At 63.9% G+C, this 18,840-nt stretch carries 14 protein-coding genes and 2 tRNA genes; 6 read left to right on the forward strand and 10 right to left on the reverse strand.

The genetic code is table 11. The features are described from left to right. Positions 1 to 153: 153 nt before the first annotated feature. Positions 154 to 1,017 (reverse strand): HpcH/HpaI aldolase/citrate lyase family protein, encoded by an 864-nt coding sequence (locus AB4Z38_RS08620; protein WP_441429319.1) that lies wholly within the window; start codon positions 1,015 to 1,017, stop codon positions 154 to 156. Positions 1,018 to 1,420: 403 nt separating this feature from the next. On the opposite strand from AB4Z38_RS08620, the gene AB4Z38_RS08625 reads away from it, so the two are divergent. Genes AB4Z38_RS08625 through AB4Z38_RS08640 form a run of 4 tightly spaced genes read left to right on the forward strand, consistent with a single transcriptional unit; the run spans position 1,421 to position 5,333 of the window. Next, positions 1,421 to 2,467: an ABC transporter substrate-binding protein gene (locus AB4Z38_RS08625; protein WP_441429320.1), complete on the forward strand. Its 1,047-nt coding sequence runs from the start codon at positions 1,421 to 1,423 to the stop codon at positions 2,465 to 2,467. A 2-nt stretch (positions 2,468 to 2,469) separates the two neighbouring features. Continuing rightward, positions 2,470 to 3,402: an ABC transporter ATP-binding protein gene (locus AB4Z38_RS08630; RefSeq protein ID WP_441429321.1), complete on the forward strand. Its 933-nt coding sequence runs from the start codon at positions 2,470 to 2,472 to the stop codon at positions 3,400 to 3,402. Continuing rightward, positions 3,402 to 4,310: an ABC transporter permease gene (locus AB4Z38_RS08635; RefSeq protein ID WP_441429322.1), complete on the forward strand. Its 909-nt coding sequence runs from the start codon at positions 3,402 to 3,404 to the stop codon at positions 4,308 to 4,310. The genes AB4Z38_RS08630 and AB4Z38_RS08635 overlap by 1 nt, the downstream gene beginning before the upstream one ends. A gap of 45 nt (positions 4,311 to 4,355) precedes the next feature. Further along, the gene (locus tag AB4Z38_RS08640; protein ID WP_441429323.1) at positions 4,356 to 5,333 is read left to right on the forward strand and encodes a TauD/TfdA dioxygenase family protein; all 978 of its coding nucleotides are present in this window, start codon (positions 4,356 to 4,358) and stop codon (positions 5,331 to 5,333) included. Positions 5,334 to 5,441: 108 nt separating this feature from the next. Here the strand turns inward: AB4Z38_RS08640 and AB4Z38_RS08645 are convergent, their stop codons facing one another. Then, on the reverse strand, positions 5,442 to 6,407 hold the full coding sequence (locus tag AB4Z38_RS08645; protein ID WP_441429324.1) for an aldo/keto reductase: 966 nt from the start codon (positions 6,405 to 6,407) through the stop codon (positions 5,442 to 5,444). A 218-nt stretch (positions 6,408 to 6,625) separates the two neighbouring features. Then, on the reverse strand, positions 6,626 to 8,320 hold the full coding sequence (locus AB4Z38_RS08650) for a glycoside hydrolase family 13 protein (protein ID WP_441429325.1): 1,695 nt from the start codon (positions 8,318 to 8,320) through the stop codon (positions 6,626 to 6,628). Between the two features lie 108 nt (positions 8,321 to 8,428). On the opposite strand from AB4Z38_RS08650, the gene AB4Z38_RS08655 reads away from it, so the two are divergent. Continuing rightward, a complete protein-coding gene (locus tag AB4Z38_RS08655; protein WP_441429326.1) occupies positions 8,429 to 9,628 on the forward strand; it encodes an ROK family transcriptional regulator in 1,200 nt (399 codons plus the stop codon). Positions 9,629 to 9,665: 37 nt separating this feature from the next. On the opposite strand, the gene AB4Z38_RS08660 is transcribed toward AB4Z38_RS08655, so the two are convergent. Together AB4Z38_RS08660 and AB4Z38_RS08665 are read right to left on the reverse strand one after the other, a co-directional pair. Then, positions 9,666 to 11,237, reverse strand: coding sequence for a Na+/H+ antiporter (locus AB4Z38_RS08660; protein ID WP_441429327.1), 1,572 nt, complete (start codon positions 11,235 to 11,237; stop codon positions 9,666 to 9,668). A gap of 130 nt (positions 11,238 to 11,367) precedes the next feature. Beyond that, a complete protein-coding gene (locus AB4Z38_RS08665) occupies positions 11,368 to 12,024 on the reverse strand; it encodes an NAD(P)H-binding protein (RefSeq protein ID WP_441429328.1) in 657 nt (218 codons plus the stop codon). Between the two features lie 451 nt (positions 12,025 to 12,475). On the opposite strand from AB4Z38_RS08665, the gene AB4Z38_RS08670 reads away from it, so the two are divergent. After that, positions 12,476 to 13,420: a LysM peptidoglycan-binding domain-containing protein gene (locus tag AB4Z38_RS08670; protein ID WP_441429329.1), complete on the forward strand. Its 945-nt coding sequence runs from the start codon at positions 12,476 to 12,478 to the stop codon at positions 13,418 to 13,420. A 1,804-nt stretch (positions 13,421 to 15,224) separates the two neighbouring features. On the opposite strand, the gene AB4Z38_RS08675 is transcribed toward AB4Z38_RS08670, so the two are convergent. From AB4Z38_RS08675 to AB4Z38_RS08695, 5 genes are all read right to left on the reverse strand, one after another. Then, positions 15,225 to 15,425 carry a hypothetical protein gene (locus tag AB4Z38_RS08675; protein ID WP_441429330.1) on the reverse strand — a complete coding sequence of 67 codons (201 nt, stop codon included), beginning with the start codon at positions 15,423 to 15,425 and terminating at the stop codon, positions 15,225 to 15,227. A 162-nt stretch (positions 15,426 to 15,587) separates the two neighbouring features. Then, positions 15,588 to 15,661 (reverse strand) — tRNA-Met (locus AB4Z38_RS08680). A gap of 62 nt (positions 15,662 to 15,723) precedes the next feature. Next, a tRNA-Thr gene (locus tag AB4Z38_RS08685) sits at positions 15,724 to 15,795 on the reverse strand. 118 nt (positions 15,796 to 15,913) lie between these two features. Continuing rightward, positions 15,914 to 16,282 carry a LysM peptidoglycan-binding domain-containing protein gene (locus AB4Z38_RS08690; RefSeq protein ID WP_441429331.1) on the reverse strand — a complete coding sequence of 123 codons (369 nt, stop codon included), beginning with the start codon at positions 16,280 to 16,282 and terminating at the stop codon, positions 15,914 to 15,916. Between the two features lie 120 nt (positions 16,283 to 16,402). Beyond that, entirely contained in the window at positions 16,403 to 18,604 is a 2,202-nt protein-coding gene (locus AB4Z38_RS08695) for a DEAD/DEAH box helicase (protein ID WP_441429332.1), read from the reverse strand. Between the last annotated feature and the right edge of the window lie 236 nt (positions 18,605 to 18,840).

Consider the following 18,840-nt stretch of genomic DNA (forward strand, 5'->3'; position numbering starts at 1 on the left):
CCCGGACGCTCGCTCACGTATAGCGGCCAATCGGCGGACGCTCGCTCAGATATCCACCGTTATGGGCGGACGCTCCCTCACCTATGCCGTCATAAATGAGCGAGCGTCCTGAAAAAGCCCGATATAAGTGAGCGAGCGTCGGTGGGTGTGCCCTTACAGGGAGGGCTGGACCCCGAAGGCCACGGCGAGCTTCATGATTTTTTCGGCGCGGCCGAGGCGCGGGAGGTCGGAACCGTCGCGGATGACCCTGCCATTGGCTTCGAAGTCGTTCATGAAGTCGGTGGCCCAAGCGACGTCCGAAGGCGTGGGGCTAATGACCTCGTTGATGACCGTGGTCTGGTCAATGGCCAGGCAAAGCTTGCCGGTCATGCCCATGGTCACCGTAATGCCGGTCTGCTCGCGCAGGATCGGGTGGTTGGTGCCGACGGTGGGGCCGTCGATAGGGCCCGGCAGGTTGCCTACGCGGCTGGCGACGACGAGCTTGGCACGCGGGTAGGCCATTGCCTCAGGCGTGGCGGCCATGCCCGTGTCCCTGCGGAAGTCGCCCGAACCGAAGGCCAGGCGGAAGGCACCCTGGGCGCGGGCAATGTGGTTGGCTTCCTCGATGCCGAGGGCCGACTCCACGAGGGCGACCACGGGGGTCTTGCCGTCCATGCGGTGGAAGGATTCGGTGACCTGGTCCGCGGACTCGGTCTTGGCCAACATGACGCCCAACAGGCCCGGTGTGCCACGAAGCCCGGCGAGGTCATCGGCCCAGAACGGGCTCGTGGCGTCGTTGATGCGGACCCAGGCTTGGCCGCCAGCGGTCAGCCAGTTGATGACGTTGTCACGGGCGATGTCCTTCTGGGACGGGTCCACAGCGTCTTCGATGTCAAGGATGATGGCGTCCGCGCGCGACGAGGCCGACTGGTCGAAAAGCTCCGTCTTCATGGCGTTCACGAGGAGCCAGGAGCGTGCAATCTCGGCGGGAATGTTTCGGGTGGACCGAATGGACTCGGCGGCGGTGCTAGACGTCATGTATCTACCGTATCCGGCCAGCCGCCGGGAACGCTAAGAATCGGGCACCGGTGTGAGCATCAATACGAACAAAACAATTGTGACGGGCCGTCCCTCCCCAACTAGCTCGCAGTTGTTGTCACTTTGAGGGCCCATAACGACATCTGCTGCGAGTTAGTTGGGCTTAACGCGCTTTGGGGGTCACGCAGCTCAACCGAGAGACGCAGTGCGAAATGAGTCCTTGGATTGCCCGGAGTTGCGCGTGCATTTCGCCGGATTTCGCCCGGTTTCCCGGCATTTCCGAGCGTTACTGCCGGGCTTCCCCTGAGCAGTGGACATGCGCTTACATCGTTCCCACCGGCAGTTCGGTCTGCTCCAGACCGCATCCGGCAAAACGAAATCCACTCCCCAGAAAGTAGCTCCCATGAAACTGCACCAGCCCCTGCTAAGCGTCGCGGCCGCCGTCGTACTTGCGCTGACGGTGACGGGCTGCGGCGGCAACGCCCAAGCGGGAGGCCAGGCAGCCGGCCAACCGGAAGTCAAGGAGCTCCGCTACCAAGGCTCGGCCAACAACGTCGGCCTCCCCGAACTGGCGGCGGACCTCGGTTACCTGGGTGACATCAAGCTCAACTGGGTCGGCAACACCATCAGCGGTCCCCAGGACATCCAGTCGGCGGCCACCAACCAGACCGACTTCGGCGGAGCGTTCGCCGGAGCCGTGGTGAAGCTGATTGAGGCAGGGGCTCCGGTGACAGCCGTCGTGAACTACTACGGCGAAGACGCCAAGACCTTCAACGGCTTCTACGTCAAGGCGGACAGCCCCATCAAGACCGCCAGGGACCTCATCGGCAAGAAGATCGCAGTCAACACCTTGGGCGCCCATTCCGAAGCCGTCATCAACACCTACCTCAGCAAGAACGGCCTTAGCCAGGACGAAATCAAGCAAGTACAACTGGTGGTCCTCGCACCCAACGACACGGAAGAAGCCGTACGCCGCGGCCAGGTAGACGTAGGAAGCCTGGGCGGGGTCCTGCAGGACCATGCCGTTGCCGCCGGTGGACTGCGCTCGCTCTTCAACGACTATGAACTCTTCGGCACCTTCGCCGGCGGACAGTATGTGCTCCGCAACGACTTCATCGAAAAGAACCCGAACACGGCCCGGACCTTTGCAACGGGCGTGGCCAAGGCGATCAAGTGGGAGACCGAGACGCCGCGCGACCAAGTGATCGCGCGCTTCAAGAAGATCATCGAGGCCCGCGGACGCAACGAGAGCACTGCGAACCTGCAGTACTGGAAGAGCCCGGGCGTGCCCGACAACGGCGTGATCAAGGACGAGGACTTCACCCGCTGGTCCGCATGGCTGAAGAGCTCGGGAATCGTCAAGAACGATCTCACACCGTCGAAGTACTACACGAACAAGTTCAACGATCTCGCATCAAGCACCCCAACCCCAAGCACCGCGAAGGGATAGTGATGACCGCCAAAATCAGCCTCCGTAATGTCACCAAGCAATTCACCGTCCGCCCCGGCAAGGGCTCCAAGGGCGCCAAGCGCTTCCAGGCCTCCCAGCCGGGCGCGAAAGAGCCCACCACGCTGACCGCCCTTGATTCCTTGAGCCTCGACGTGCGCGACGGCGAGTTCCTCACCTTGGTGGGGCCCAGCGGTTCCGGCAAGACCACCTTGTTGGACCTCCTGGCTGGCCTGTCCACGCCCACCTCCGGCGAGGTATTGGTGGACGGCCAGCCTGTGACGGGACCCGGGAAGGACCGTGCCGTGGTTTTCCAGCAGTACGCGCTCTTTCCCTGGCGAACGGCGTCGGCCAATGTGTCGATCGGGCTCGAAGGCAGGGGCACCGACGGGCGCAAGCTCAACCGCCGCGAACGTGCCGCCAAGGCAAGCGAATACCTCAAACTGGTTGGCTTGGCCGGCTTCGAGGACCGTTTCCCGCATGAGCTCTCGGGCGGCATGAAGCAGCGCGTGGCCATTGCCCGGAGCCTCGCCTACGAGCCCGATGTGCTCCTCATGGACGAACCCTTCGCCGCTCTGGACGCCCAGACCCGTGAACAGCTCCAGGACGAACTCCTGCGAATCTGGCGGGCCACAGGCAAGACGATCGTGTTCATCACCCACGGCATCGACGAGGCTGTGTACCTGGGGCAGCGCGTCGCCGTCCTCAGCGCCCGGCCCGGACAGCTCAAGGAAATCGTGGACGTGGACATCCCGGACCGCGACGGCGAGGACGACATCCGCTCGCACCCCGCCTTCGTCGAACAACGGCACAAGGTCTGGACCTTGTTGCACGACGAAGTCCGCCTCGCACAAGACGCCGGTCATCGCAAGATCCTGCCGGACGGCACCGCCCCGGATGAAGTTCCGGGAACAACTCTCGAAAGGAGCGCAGCCTGATGACCACAACACTCGCGCAACAGCCGGCGGCGAGCGCCGCGCCCAAGCAAGCGCCCGCCGTCGGGCACTCCGGTCCTGTGGAGGCGGGGCGTCGGAGCACGACGGCGATACCCGCCTTCGTGCGGACGGCCGCCGCCCGCGCCGGTTCCGGCCTGTGGAAGTCCGCAGGGATCATCGCCTTCCTGGCTCTCTGGGAACTCGGGCCGACATATCTGGCCAGCCCGTCAACCCGGGTATTCCTGCCGCCCTTGCACGAGGTCCTGGCCGCGTGGGGCAAGCTGTTCGAATCCGGCACCATCCAGGGGCATTTGGCTGCGAGCCTCACCCGTTCGGTGTCGGGATTCGGCGCGGCGCTCGTGGCTGGTGTATCCCTCGGTCTGCTGATCGCCTGGTACGGACGGCTCAATTCCGTCCTCAGTCCCTTGCTGGAACTGTTCCGCAACACTGCCGCCCTTGCACTGCTGCCTGTTTTCACACTGCTGCTGGGGATCGGCGAGGAGTCCAAGATCAGCATCGTGGCCTACGCGGCGTTCTTTCCGGTCCTGCTGAACACGATCGCGGGCGTCAAGACCGTGGATCCGCTGCTCATCCGGGCCGCGAAGTCGCTGGGCCTCTCGAGCCTCGCACTGTTCCGCAAGGTGATCCTGCCCTCCGCGGTGCCCACCATTTTCACGGGAATCCGCATGGCCGGCACTGCCTCCATTTTGGTGTTGATCGCCGCGGAAATGGTGGGGGCGAAGGCGGGGCTCGGCTACCTCATCGTGAATGCCCAGAGCAGTTTCCTTATCCCGGACATGTACGCCGGCATTCTCACGGTGTCCCTTCTGGGTTTGGCCGTGAATTTCCTCCTTGTCGCCCTGGAGCGGCATTTCTCCCGCTGGAGGACCGCCGTCGGGTCCGGGTCCTGACCGTCAATCCATCCATCCCGTAAGTCACAACAGAAAAGGAACAAAATGTCCGTCATTACCGAAACAAAGTTGGAATTCGCCAAGCTCGGATCCCGCATCGGCGCCGAAATCCGCGGCTTCGACCTCAGCGGCGATCTCTCCCCGGAAACCGTGGAGCAGGTCCGGGCCGCGCTCAACGAACACAAGGCCCTCGTCTTCCGGGAGGCCAACATTCTCAGCGACGAGGCCCAGGTGAAATTCGCAAGCCATTTCGGCCCGCTCACCACGGCGCATCCGACCGTGGCCTCCGTGGAGGGCGAAGAGAACGTCCTGCCCGTGGACAGCGAGAACGGTTCCGCCAACAACTGGCACACCGACGTCACGTTCGTGGTCAACCCGCCGCAGGCTTCCACCCTGCGCAGCATCGACCTTCCGTCGTATGGAGGCGAAACCCTGATTGCTTCTTCGGCAGGAGCGTACGCGGACTTGCCGGACGAGCTCCGGAACTTCGCGGACACGCTATGGGCGATCCACACCAACGACTACGACTACTCGGTGCCGAAGAACCTGGAACATGGGAATGCCGATGAGCGACGCAAGGAATTCACGCGCATCAAGTTCGAAACCGCCCACCCCGTGGTGCGTGTCCATCCCCTGACCGGCGAGCGCGGATTGTTCATTGGGGGCTTCGCGCAGCGCCTGCGGATCGTGGGGCTGTCCAACACGGAGTCGAAGGACATCATCCGCTTGCTGCAGGCCTACGTCACCCGTCCGGAGAACGTGGTGCGCGTGAACTGGGAACCGAACCAGTTGGTGCTCTTCGACAACCGCATCACCCAGCACTACGCGCCCGACAACTACGACGGCCAGCCGCGCAAGCTCAACCGCGTGACGATCGCCGGCGACATTCCGGTGGGTGTGGATGGCAAGCAGAGCCAGTCGATCCAGGGTGACTCAAGCACGTATTCCCCGACGGTTCCCTCGCCTCGCAAGCTCGGCCAGGGAACCCTACCGTCGGGGGCCCATGTTGTCGCACCGCTGTAGTAGCACGCATGTGTTGTTGTAGCTGTCGCAACCCAACTAGCTCGCATTTAATGTCGTTTTCAGGGCTCATAACGACATTAAATGCGAGCTAGTTGGGCTTGGCGCGCCCTAGGGGAGCTTGATGCCCCGCGCAGCCACCCACAGGCCATACCACTCGGTCCGCGTCATGGCTGCGGCAACGGCGGCAGCATCCGCGCATGCAGCGATCCGCGCCGGGTTGGAACTGCCGAGCACCGGGGAAATGCGTGCCGGATGCTTCATGAGCCACCCCAACAACACGGCCTCGGGAGTGACACCCTTTGCTTCCGCGAGCTGGGCGACCAGAGCGGCAGTTGCCGTGTCGGCGGCAGTCGGGGAATCCGGCGTCGAGCCCGTGTACCGGCCCTGGGCGAGGGAACCGTAGGCCTGCAGCTCAATCCCCTGGCCGATGCAGTGTTCCAAGGTGCCGTGCGGGAAATTGTAGTCGAGGGCGTCGTCATGGTTGACCAGCACAGTGCTCTCAAGCCAGGCCCGCCGGTGCAGGCTCATTTCCAGCTGGTTGGCAACGATCGGCACCTCCAGTTGGTCCTGCAGGAACGCGATCTGCGCGCCGGACATGTTGGAGACGCCCAATTGCCGCACCTTGCCTTCCGCCATGAGCTGCCCGACGGCGGACGCCACCTCCGCTGGTTCCATCAGGGGGTCGGGGCGGTGGAGCAGCAACACGTCGACGTAGTCGGTCCTGAGCCGTTCCAGGCTTCCGTTGACCCGTTCCAGGATGGCGTCCTTGCTGAGGTCGTAATGACCTTCGACTCCGGGCTGGCCGAGCCGGATGCCGCACTTGGTCTGGAGCTGGATCTTCTCCCGCAGCCCTGGCGTCCTGGCCAGGACTTCACCGAAGACTGCCTCGGACTTGCCGCTGCGGTAGATGTCGGCATGGTCGAACAGAACGATCCCGATGCCCATGGCGGCTTCGATCGCCGACGCGGCCTGCTCAATTTCGGCAGCCCCGTATTCGCTGCCTTCCCAAGGACCTCCGAGGCCCATGCAGCCATAGATGAGCCGGCCGGACGCGATTTTGCTTTTTGCAGTCATTTTCAAACTCTTTCACATGCAACTGACCCGCAGTTGTTGTCGTTTACAGCCTTCAAAACGACATTAACTGCGAGCCAGTTGGGTCAGCGGTTAGGGGTGGTAGGGGGCCGCGGTCGCCGGGTTCCCTCGCGGTGGGGCCCCACCGGCGAGGGACCCGGCCTGAGCTTGCGAAGGCTGGGAGCCGGTGGGGACTTGCGAGCCGAGGGAGCGACTGGGAATTAGACGATCCAGGCTGTCGTGTTTGCCGGGAGCTTGCCGCCGTCGAGCGGTGCGCTGCTCACGACGACGGTGCCTTCCGGAAGTGCCACCGGCTCGCTGCCGAAGTTCGTCACCGACTGCCAGCCGTTGGGCCGCGCGAAGTGCAGCACGGACTCGTTGCTGGAGGGGATCCACTCAAGCTCCTCGGCCGCCCGGAGTTCCGAGCGCAGTTCCAGGGCCTTGCGGTACAGCTCCAGCGTGGAGCCGGGAACGTTCTCCTGCGCCTCCACTGCGTAGCCCGCGAACCATTCAGGCTGCGGCAAGTGGGCATGTCCATCGCCGAAGCCGAACGACGAACCTTCGCTGGTCCACGGCAGCGGGACACGGCAACCGTCACGGCCGACGTCCACTCCCGGGTTACGGAAGAACGCCGGGTCCTGGCGCTGGCCGGCCGCGATGTCGCCGACTTCCTGCAGCCCAAGTTCTTCGCCCTGGTACAGGTACGCGGAACCCGGCAGGGCGAACATGAGCAGCGACGCCGCGCGGGCACGGCGCAAGCCGAGCTCGGCGTCGACGTCGGCGGCCGAACCGCCGTCGAGCAGCCATTGCTTGCCGTCCTGGCCCAGGCCGTCACGGCCGCCACCCGCGGGCAAGCCGTAACGCGTGGCGTGCCGAACGACGTCGTGGTTGGAGAAGACCCACGTGGACGAAGCACCGGATGCGGCAGCCTCGCCGAGGTTCTTGGTGATGATCGTGCGGAACTGCCCGGCATCGAAATCGGCCTGGAGGAGGTCGAAGTTGAAGGCCTGGCCCAGGCCCTCGGGGCTGGCGTAGCGGGCGCGGCGGTCCGCGTGGACCCACGCTTCGGCGACGGCCGTCCGGGGCGGGTTGTACTCGTTGAACACTTTGCGCCACTCGGCGTAGATCTCGTGCACCTCGTCGCGGTCCCAGAACGGGTGGGCGCCCAAAGCGTTGTCGCCTTCCTTGGGCAGCTCGGTCTTGGAGGGCAGAACCTCCGGCAGGTCCTTCGTAAGGGCATGCGCAACGTCGATGCGGAAGCCGTCCACGCCACGGTCGGACCAGAAGCGCAGGGTCTTCAGGAAGTCCTCCCGAACCTCGGGGTTGTCCCAGTTGAAGTCCGGCTGCTCCTTGGTGAAGATGTGCATGTACCACTGCCCAGGGGTGCCGTCCGGTTCGGTGATGCGTTCCCAGGCCGGGCCGCCGAAAATCGAGTCCCAGTCGGCCGGGGGCAGTTCGCCGTTCTCGCCCAGGCCGTCGCGGAAGATGTAGCGCTCACGGGCGGCCGAGCCCTTCGGGGAAGCCAGCGCTTCCTTGAACCATTCGTGCCGGTCGGAGGAGTGGTTCGGGACGATGTCCGCGATCAACTTGATGCCCGCGGCGTGCAGTGCGGCCGCCATCTCATCGAAGTCGGCCAGGGTGCCCAGCTTGGGGTCCACGTTGCGGTAGTCATCGACGTCGTAGCCACCGTCAGCAAGGGCCGAGGGGTAGAACGGGCTCAACCAGACGGCGTCAATGCCGAGGGACTTCAGGTACGGAACCTTGGCGGTAATGCCCTTGATATCGCCCAAACCATCGCCGTTCGCATCCGAAAAACTGCGAGGGTAGATCTGGTAGACAGCCGCTTGGCGCCACCAGTTGGGATCGGCCATGCGCTCGGAGTCGGTGTGAGTTGCCATGGTGGCGGTGGAGGACAAAGGGAATCCTGTTCTGTGTCGACGCTTCGATGGATGGGACTTTTATTTAGAATCTAAATTTAGTACCTCAAGTATTATGTGACGCATACCTACAGGAGGTCAACAGCCATGCCTGAAATCGCGACTGCCACTCCGCAGATGCTCCGGCGGTTCAACGCGGCCACCGTGCTCGGAGCCATCCGTTCCTCCAACGCCGTGACGGTTTCCGAGCTGATGGACGCTACCGGGCTGACCCGCGCCACCACCATTTCCGTGTGCGAAGACCTCATGGCCCGGGGCTGGATCCGCGAGTTGGAAAAAGATTCAGATACCTACCAGAAAGGTCGGCCCGCACGGCGCTTCGAGCTCGACGAAAGCGCCGGCTGCGTCCTGGGAATCGACGTCGGCGTCCTCAAGACCACCGTGGTGGTAGCCGATCTACGCGGCAAGACCGTCGGACGGGCCAGCCAGCCATTTCGCGCCAGGGAGATCGAAGCCGAGGAACGGATCCGTGTCATCAGCCAAACCGCGCTAATCGCCCTCGAGGCTGCCGGAGTGGCACCGGACACGGTCCTTGCTGTGACCGTCGGGCTTGCTGCCCCGGTGGGCCGAGACGGAAACATCCTCGTCAGCCAGCCGTTTTGGAGCCTGTTCGACGTCGGGCTGAAGAAGGCCTTGCACGATCTGCACGGATGGGCGGTAATGCTGGAGAACGATGCCAACCTGGCCGCATTGGGCGAATGTTGGCGCGGCGCCGGCAGCGGCGTCCAGGACCTGGCAGTGCTCCTGGCCGGTGAGCGTTTCGGCGCGGGCCTGGTGGAATCCGGCCGTTTGCTTCATGGCAGCCGCGGCGGCGCTGGCGAGATGGCCTACCTGGACATGGTGGACGGGGTCGGATCGGCGGACGGCCTCGCTGCACTCGCCAGGCTATGGGCAGCGGAAGCCCTGGCGGGAAAGTCGAAAACCACGCTGCGGACGGCCGTCCCCGCGGGCCACGAGGTCACGGCACAGCACGTCTTCGCCGCCGCTGCCCAGGGTGACAAGGTGGCGCTGGGCATCCTGGACCGGCTTTCGGACCGGCTTGCCCGGGTGGTCTCCACGGTGGCCATCTTGCTCAACCCGGAGCTCGTCGTGATCGGCGGCGCCGTGGCAGATTCGGCGTCGGTCCTTCTTGAGCCGGCCGCCCGAAAACTAGCTGCCTACACCGCCACTCCCCCGCGGTTGGCTGCATCGCCCTTGGGCGATGCGATTGTGGGCATCGGCGCGGTGCGCCACGCACTGGACCACGTAGAAAAGAACTCCTTGGATCTGGTGTTGCGGCGCGCCTAGGCCTTTCGGTGCCGGACGTTGCCGTCGGCGCGGGCCGCTAGTCCGGCATCGCCATGGTGCGGAGGTCCAGCTGGCGCAGTACCCGGTCCGCCACCTCGGGGTCCATCCCGGGCTCGCTCCGCGCCGCGACCACTTCCTGGCGTGCAGCGTCGAGGGCGATGGTCTGGACCGCGATCGCCAGTTCCCTGCCGCGTTGGCGCTTTTCGGCGTCGGACTCGTTCTTCAATGTCCCGTCCAGCAGCTCTGCATGCAGACGGGTCATCTTTTCCTTGACGAGGGCCACCTTGTCCGCGGGCAACTCCTTCATCAGATCGTGCTCCTTGAGCGCTGAGATCGCGGCAGTCTGGGCGCGCTTGGCCAAGAGCCTCGCGGCATCCTTTTCGTGCGAACCGTCTTCGGATGCCTTGAGCACGCGCATGAGCCACGGAAGGGTCAGCCCTGGCAGCACCAGCGTGGCCAACAGGACGGCGCATGCGGTGACCAGGATCTCGTGCCGGGCAGGGAAATCGCTGCCGTCGGCAACAGTCAGCGGAAGGGCCAAGGCAAGTGCGAGCGTCGCGAGGCCCCGCATACCGCACCAGGTCAGGATCAGGACCTCCTTGGGGGAGGTGGGTTGCAGCAGGTTCTTCCGCTTGCGGGCCGAGACTGCCAAAAGCCCGAGCCAAGCGAAACGGACAACGAACACCAGCACGCACACCGCCAGGGCCGGGCCAATCATGCCGTAAACGGCGGCGCCCTCGTCCCGGATCACATGCCGGATCTCCAGCCCCACAAGGCCGAACGCCAGGCCTGTAGCGAGGAGTTCCACCACATCCCAGAAGGCGGTGCGAGTGACGCGCTCGGCCGCGTCCTGCGACCGCGCATGCCGCTGTGTCTCGAGGGCGGTGACGACGACGGCGATCACCCCCGAGGCGTGCAGTTCTTCAGCCAGGATGTATGCAGCGAAGGGAATCACCAGGGTCACGGCGCTTCGGGCCACCATGGAGGTGACGAGCTTGGTGATCAGCCGCGTCAACCAGCCCATCGCGATGCCGACAATGACGGCCAGGGCAGCACCGATGACGAATTGGAGCACGACGCCGGCGCCCAGCTTGGTGCCGGAGACAGTGGCCGCCACCGCGGCCTGGAAGATCACGATCGCGGCGGCGTCGTTGAAAAGGCCCTCACTCTGCAGCACGGTGATGAGCCTGCGCGGCATGTGGACGCGGCCGGCAACGGATTCAACCGCCACGGGGTCCGGTGGAGCCACCATGGCACCCAGTGCGATCGCCGCCGGAATACCGACCCCTGGAATCATGAGCCACGCGGCTCCGGCAACCGCCGCCGTCGAGACCACAACCAGCGCCACCGCCATAAGGAGAAGCGTCCGCCAACGGACCCGGAAGACCGCCCAGGAACTCTTCTGGGCGGTCGCGAAGAGCAACGGAGGGAGGAAGATCGGCAGGATCAGTTCAGGCGCAAGCTCAAAGTCCGGGAACCCCGGAATGAAAGTCATCGCCGCAGCCAGCAACAGCATGAGCACCGGGTACGGGAGCCGCAAGCGGTCCCCCAGGCCCACGGCCACGACCGTTGCAAGCAGCAATCCAACAATGAGTGCCAACTGGTCCATGTTCCCGATTTCCCCAGACGTCGTAGCGGCAGCGTCCCGGGCACCTGCCGAGGGACTAGCCCTACCAACATATCCCGGCAGGGCGCAGTCCCGGCCCGGTTTGGAGCCGTCACGGGCGGCTTTGGTGAAGCTAGGACGCGGTGAGGGCCTCCACCACGGGCACCGAGCCGTCCCGGAACTCGATGGTGCGGCCGACGGTCTCGGGCAGTTCCAAGACGGCGGCAGCCACCAAGGCAACATTGGCCCGCGAAGTTTCGGTCCCGGTGCTCGGGTCCGCGGGGCTTACCTCAATGAGCGCAGACCCGGGATTGCTGGTCAGTGCGCCCGGGCCCAGGATCGTCCAGTCGAGATCAGTCGCGCGCAGGTACTCGTCCGCCGCGGCTTTGGCTTCCGCGTAGGCGTAGAAGCTGTTGCCGCCGGGAACGCCATGGCCGGGTCCTGCGCCGAAGTAGGACACCATCACATAACGGGCCACGCCCGTTTGCGCCGCGGCGTCCATCGAGCGGATGGCGGCGTCCCTGTCCACGGCATATGTACGTTGCGGATTGCCTCCGCCTGCCCCGGCGGACCACACCACAGCGTCGTGGCCGTCAAGCGCAGAGGCGATCTCCGCCGTCGTCGAATTCTCGACGTCAAGTATTACCGGGGCCGCACCCGTGACTGTGACGTCGGGCGCGTGTTCCGGATTGCGAATGAAGGACGTGACCGCGTGACCTTCGTTGCTCAGGATGCGGGAGAGTTGCAAGGCCACTTTGCCGTGGCCGCCGATGATTGCGATTCGACTCATGGACCCATTCTGTCGCAGCGGTCAAGCGCAGTGGTCAAGCGCAGTGGTCAAGCCCTCCCCTAGGCGGTGGGTAAATTCCGAGAGAGGGCTGGGCGCCCGGGCCCCTACGTGCATCCCTCCCGCCGAAGAAGACTTGCGAGTGTTCGGCGGGCTGCCGGAATTAAAAGCAAGTGGCACCCACTCGTGTGGAGGGAATTTCGCATTCCTACACTCAAATCACCTGCAGCAGGGAAAGGAATACCTCATTCGTAAATCTCATTGATGGATTTATCCAAATAGCCGGGTTACATCCCGTTGATGGATCTATTCAAAATGGGCGGAATTGAGGGCTCCTCAGTGCTGCGCATTTAAGCAAAAGGGTCTCACCAAGCGCCATCCCCTGCGCCTGCGTATCACTTCCAGGGCCAGCCAGCCGGCCGGCCCCAGAAACGATGAATTACGGGGATCCGACATGTATCAGCAGGAGTACAGGCACAGCGGGATCAGCGGGGGCAACGTCCTCGCCCTGATATCCGCGGGGGTAAGAACACTCACCAGGTACAAGGCATCAATAGCCACGTGGGCGATTGTGGCAGTAATCGCCATTGCGGCCGTGACGATGCAGAACTACGCACAGGTACTTGCGCCGGCAGGCACGAGCGCCGCAATCGCCCCGCACGTCGGTTCGGGAGCCGGGATTGCCGCGCCTTCGCCGGCCGCTGCCAGTCCGACGCCGGCAGCCTCGCAGGCACCGGCCGCCGTCGCGCCGTCAGCGCCCGCGGCGGCGCCGGCCGCGGTCGCAGCTCCACCCGCTCCGGCTGCTCCGCCCGCTGCTGCTCCGGCTGCTGCGCCTGACACGAACGCCTATACCGTGGTCAGCGGCGACACTGTTGGCTCGATAGCCGCCAGGTTCGGCGTCGACGTCAACGGGATGCTGGCAGCCAATGGGCTCAGCGCCTATTCCGTCATCGTGCCCGGCCAGGTGCTGAAGCTGACAGGGCCGCCGGTTGCCGCGGCCCCGGCGCCTGCACCGGCCCCGGCGCCCGCTCCGGCACCGGCACCCGACCCCGCCCCGGCCCCCGCTCCGGCGGTGCGGACCATCTATGTTGCGGGTTCAGGCGGCCAGGCCGCCGTGGACAGTTGCATCGGCCCGATCCACTTCACCCCCACGGACGCGTACTCCCTGTTCATTACCGAACATGATTTCTGCGGCGGGTGGGCACGATTCTCGGGGATCGGCGTCGGCGAAACGGTAAGCATCCCCGGCTACGGCACGTACACGGTGACGGCACGCGGCCAAGTGCCCCAAGGCGGGACCACCAATAACGTCGCAGCGGTATTCGGCGGCTTTCCTCGGGCGATACTGCAGACATGCATCCCGGGCACGAACCAAATGCTTGTCATCGCACTGAACTGAAGGGGGTCCCGGCAACGGGGCTTGTGCGGGCGCCAATCCTGACCATCTTTGAATCCGAGAAGGCCCCGTCAGCGGCGTGTCGCCGGCGTGTTGCGCGGCATCGCTTTTCAAAGAAGGTCAGGACGGGAGGCCTTCGGGCTCCGCCGTCCTCAAACCGTCCTCAAACACGAGCACGCCGGAAGCTGACCTGCTTCTGCAGCGGCGGGGAGGCGGGATCTTCCGGCCAGAGCTCGCTCAATACCCTCCATTTTGGGAGACTGGACCAAGACCTGAGAGTGGGGCGAACTTGGACGGGCAACAATGGATCTGGGTTGCGACGGTGCTGGTCGTCGCGGCGATAGTGGCTATTGTCATGGCCTTTGGGCGCCGGTGACAGCCGCCGGTTGATCGCAACCATGTAGCACCCGCACATGACTCCGCGCCGAGTCCGTCTGGGCATCGCGGCCCGGAAGTGACCGTTTCTCAGGGCGCGACAACTTCGTGAACTTCCGCTTCTTGTGCCCCAGCACGAGCAAGTGGAAAGAACACATCAGCACAACTGTGATGCCAACGAAGACCACAAGGTCAATGAGATAGCGGCCAAAATCCACGAGCAGGGATGCCTTTCGGTCCGGACAACCTCCTGATCGTAGCTGGGGAGAGTCCGCAGACGAAACGGCGCTTTACAGGGTGAACCTCAAGGAAACACTAAGAAAAGATCAAGATTCAACTAAGACTGCCCGCTCGCGCTCAGGAACTGGCCAACTTCGAGAGGCGCCGCCACCTGAGGATTGGGGGACACCCAAGTGGCGGCGCCCATAAAAACTATCGGCAGCTCGCGCGCGCTCTCGGCTTTTCAGCATGATCTTTACGAAATCTTTACGGCAGTGCCCACCAGACTTGTCGGCTTCGATCAGGATCAGGGGTCCACTTGGCCTGCCGGGCGAAAGGCGACTTCTTCGATCGGCATCTGGCTCAGCGCGACCATGCCGGGAAACGAAAAAATCCCCGCCGTAGCGGGGCGCCGACCAGCTCGGACACGCCGAGATATCCACGACTCAAGATGTCCGTATGGGGCGAAAGGCTGTTCATACCGAAGTCGCCGACGTTCTGGACAAAATCGTGCACTGACTACCATTTCCGGAACGGTTCGAGTCGGTCCGTCACAGCCGGATTCGGTCCGGCCACGGTGTAACCCAAGTGCCGAAGCACGGATGCGGCGTCCTCGGGTGAATCTCGAACTACTGACCTAAGTTGAATCCTTCGCCACTTTTCCCGTCCTGACTCAACTGCACTCTTCCACCCAGACACGGAGTCGATTCCGCAGTCCTCGATGAGGAATTGGATCATGTCCTCCAAGCATGGCCGGAACCGCTCTCCACCCAACGGGAAATGAAGGGAGCTGAATTCATGCGGCCTGCTAACTCTGCTTGGATCGACGGCGTGAGCCCGTCCCAGAAGGTGGCTCATGGCGCCCCGCTCTGCGTGGATCTGCCAATGCGAGATAGGGGCACCTCTCATCCTTGCGTCGTATTCCAGTCTGATCAGGGGCGTCCTGTCGATCTTCGACCAGAGCGTTATCTTTGATCCGCAAGTCTTGAGGTACGTACCAGCTCTGTCTAGTTCCTGTTCCATCGAGCAGCCGAGGTGCGCCACGGTCTTACCGGCGACAGTCAGGGGCATTTTCTCGTCTTCTAGGCGGACGACAAACTTGTCACCGGACGGGGCCTTATAAGACACAACTAGACGGCTCCCTGGGAGGGAACCGTCTAGAGTCTCTTGAATTTCTGCCGCGAACAGCGCTGACCGCTGTTCAAGCGTTGGCTCACTCAACCGACCATGGCGGACGTTCACCGAGCAAGAAGCAAATCTCCTCCAGCTGATCCTTTGCTTCCCATTCAGCCCCGCTTAGAGTGCTGGTGCGGACCGTCTCGGTGAACTCTTTCAGAGAGACGCCGAGCCTCTTGAGGATCGCCTTGCGATGGTTTTGCAGTTGGTGTTTTGTCAGAGCAATCGTGGGTGCCATCAGGCTTCGCCTCCTCGTCGTACTTGATACTAGACCGGAACCCTCTGACATTTAAGTGCATCAAGGCGATCCGACCCAATCCAATTAGTTGGGTTTCCGCTGGATCAAGTTGTTAAAACAACAGCAGGTCAGAGGCAATGTGCCTCTGACCTGCTGAAACTGTAGCGGTGGGGAGGCTCGATCTCCCGACCTCACGATTATGAGTCGTGCGCTCTAACCAACTGAGCTACACCGCCACGAATGAGAAAAACCTGCGTCAAGCCGGTCAAAAACCGCCTTGACACAGGCCCTCATTCAGAGCCCCCCACCGGAATCGATCCGGTGACCTCGTTCTTACCAAGAACGCGCTCTACCACTGAGCTAGGGGGGCAACGAGTAAATACTCTACCGGACGATTTCTCAGGCCACAAATCGGCTGCGGGACAGGGAAAAACGGCGCCGACACAATTTGCATCCGCACCGGATCCTTGACCCAGAAAGAGTCTGAATTAGGGCAAGCGGAGCACCTGGCCCGGGTAGATATGGTCCGGGTTTGGCACGGTATCCGCGTTCACTGCGATCAGGGCATCCAAGTCAACGCCGAACTGCATGGCGATGCCGCTAAGGGTATCGTCTGCTTCCACGACGACTTCGGTGACCGGACTTGCGCTGGCGGCGGGAGCACCGGCGTCGGACTCTGCGGCGACCGGAGCCGCGAGAGCCCCTGCTTCCGCTGACGGGTCCGGCCCGGCGCTGTGGACCGTCTCCCCCGTTGAGGCTTCAGCGGCCTTCTGCGGGGCCTCGGAGGGCCGTCCAGTCGCCTTCTGTTTGGCTTTGTCGAAGCCGAGGTTCTTCTTCAATCCATCGAGAAATCCCATGAACCTACCTTTCCACAGCGCGCTCCGGACCTGGGCCACCGTTAACCCGGGCCACCGTTTAACAACCAGAGGCCGGCTCGAAAGCCGGCCTCTGACCAGAAACCCAGGAACTAGTCCTGTTTACCACTTACCCTTGCGGTTGAAATCGCGGTTGCCTGCGTCGCCGCCAGTGCGCGGTTTGCGTGCGGCGTTGCCGCCGTAGCTGCCCGTCCCGGTACCGGCGCCGCTGCGCTCGCTGTAGGAACGGCCGCCGCGGTCAGCGGAAGAACGCTCGCCACCGGCGTAGCCGCCGCGGTCGCCTTCAGTCTTACGGAACTCCTTTTTGAAGCCACCGTTGCCCTTGAAGTTTCCGCCACGGTCTCCACCGGAGTAGCCGCCACGGTCGCCGCCGCGGCTGCCACCGGAGTAACCGCCACGCTCGCCGCCCCGGTCAGAGGCAGGCTTGCGACCGTTGTCCAACTCGAGGTGGATCAGCTCGCCGCCGATCCGGGTCCGGGACAGTGCGCGCAATTGCTCGGGGCTCAGGTCCGCCGGAAGCTCCACCAGGGAGTGGTCCGAGCGGATGTCGATGCCGCCGATCTGTGCCGAGGAGATGCCGCCTTCGTTGGCAATGGCGCCAACGATCGAACCCGGCATAACGCGCTGGCGGCGTCCGACGGCGATCCGGTAGGTGGCGTTGCCCTCGGTCAGGGTGCGGGTGGGGCCACGTGAACCGAAGCCGTCCTTGGAGCGCTCGCGCTTCTGGAACTCCGGTGCAGCCGGCAGTTCCTTGACCAGGAGCGGCTGGCCGCCCTGTGCCATGACGGCCAGTGCAGCGGCGATCTCCGAAGCCGGAACGTTGTGCTCCTCTTCGTAGGAGGAGATCAAGTCACGGAACGCGGCAACGTCCTCGGACTCGAGGGTCTCCGTGATCTTGTCTGCGAACTTGCCCAGACGCAACGTGTTGACCGTCTCGGCGGTGGGCAGGTGCATTTGCTCAACCGGCTGGCGGGTGGCCTTCTCGATCGAACGCAGCAGGTACTTCTCCCGCGGCGTCATGAACAGGATGGCGTCGCCGCTACGGCCTGCACGGCCGGTACGGCCGATGCGGTGGACGTAGGACTCGGTGTCGTGCGGGATGTCGTAGTTGACCACGTGGCTGATGCGCTCAACGTCAAGGCCACGGGCGGCGACGTCGGTGGCGACGAGGATGTCGATGCGGCCTTCCTTCAGCGCGTCAACGGTCCGTTCGCGCTGCTGCTGCGGAATGTCACCGTTGATCGCGGCGGCCTGGAAGCCGCGGGACTTCAGCTTGTCAGCCAGGTCTTCGGTAGCCATCTTGGTGCGCACGAAGGCGATAACGCCGTCGAACTCTTCCACCTCGAGGATGCGGGTCAGCGCGTCGAGCTTGTGCGGGCCCATGACCTGCAGGTATCGCTGGCGCGTGTTGGCGCCAGTGGTGGTCTTGGACTTGACCGAGATCTCGGCCGGGTTGTTCAGGTACTGCTTGGACATGCGGCGGATCTGGCTCGGCATGGTGGCAGAGAACAGCGCAACCTGGCGGTCTTCCGGGGTCTGCTGGAAGATCTGCTCAACGTCCTCGGCGAAGCCCATGCGGAGCATTTCGTCGGCTTCGTCCAGTACGAGGTACTGCAGCTCGGACAGATCCAGGGAACCCTTGGAGATGTGGTCGATGACGCGGCCCGGGGTACCGACAACAACCTGTGCGCCGCGGCGCAGGCCAGCAAGCTGCGGGCCATAGGCGGAGCCACCGTAGACCGGGAGAACCGTGAAATCGTCGATGTGCTTGGCGTACGAGGTGAAGGCCTCTGCAACCTGGAGCGCAAGCTCGCGGGTCGGAGCGAGAACCAGGGCCTGGGTCTTGCGGGACGGGCCGTTGAGGTCGTGGAGTTCGGCCAGGCGGGACAGTGCCGGTACCGCGAATGCTGCAGTCTTACCGGTGCCGGTCTGGGCGAGGCCCACGACGTCGCGGCCTTCGAGGAGCAGCGGAATGGTTGCTGCCTGGATCGGAGACGGCTTCTCGTAGCCGACGTCCTGCAGTGCGGCCAGGACGCGGGGGTCGATTCCGAGGTCGACGAAGCGGATGCCCTCTTCCTCTTCCTCGACGGGTGATTCGGCCTGGGCCGCAGCCGGGGCCTCGGCCTTAGCGGGCGCTTCAGCGGGTGCCTCAACGAAGGCAGGAGCCTCAACCGGGGCCGGGGCCTCAACGGGCGCTGCAGGCTCGATGAACTCAGCGGCGGGTGCGGTTTCGGCGATCTCGACGGCGGTCTCTGCTGCTTCGGCAGACTCGGCGACGAACGGGTCGTTCAGGTTTTCGGGCATAGGGGAAAGTTTCCTCATCCATAGGGGGCCAGTCGGCGCGGCCCGGTTGGGCTTGGCCGCAGTACACGTTGCGGGCAGAAGAACCATGAGGTTCTGGTGCTCGCAAGAAGTCCGGCGCTGTCGCAATCCCATGGCAGGACTTCCCGCTGCATCTCTTGGCTGCTATCTCAGCAGTCTGTACAGCGTTTTCTTCGCCCGGCTCTCCCTATGAAACTGCCCACACACATTTTGCGGGC

The organism is Arthrobacter sp. 2RAF6, assembly GCF_052115205.1.
Taxonomy (GTDB): domain Bacteria; phylum Actinomycetota; class Actinomycetes; order Actinomycetales; family Micrococcaceae; genus Arthrobacter.